We start from the raw sequence: 483 nt of genomic DNA, 5'->3' as shown, positions 1-483 counted from the left end.
GAACTTTCTCATTCCCTTCTTTTTCCCCTCCCCCCCCCTTCCCCCCTTCTTTCTCCCCCCCCTTCCTTTCTTTTCCCTCCCCCCCCTCTTTCCCTTCCCCCTTCTTCCCTTTCTCCCCCCCCTCCCTCCCCCCTTTCCCTTTCTCCTTTTTCCCTCTCCCTTTTCCTTCTTTCCTCTTTCTTTTCTCCCCCCCCTTCTCTCCCTCTTCCTCTTTCTCTTTCCTTCCCTCCTTCTCTCTCTTCCTTCTTCCCCTCTCCCCTCCCCCTTTTCCCTCCCCCTTCCTTCCCCCCTTTTCCTTTTCTCTCCTTCCTTCCTCCCTTTCCTCTTTTTTTTTCCCTTTTCTCTCTCTCCCCTTCCTTCTCCCCCTTTTCTCCTCTCCCTCCCCTTCTCTCTCTTCCTCTTCCTCTTTTCTCCCTTTGCTTCCCCTCTTCCTTCCTCCCCTTTTCCCCTCTTTAGCTGAGTATTCGCTATTTTGCTTATCGC

The 483-nt window shown here is 53.4% G+C and carries 1 protein-coding gene; it reads right to left on the bottom strand.

The window, feature by feature from the left end:
- On the bottom strand, positions 1-483 hold a 483-nt coding region (locus K5Q73_RS21940), incomplete at both ends, for a hypothetical protein (RefSeq protein WP_220766204.1).

This window comes from Shewanella sp. MBTL60-112-B2 (assembly GCF_019655055.1).
GTDB lineage: Bacteria > Pseudomonadota > Gammaproteobacteria > Enterobacterales > Shewanellaceae > Shewanella.
This window is presented reverse-complemented; position numbering and strand designations above follow the sequence as displayed.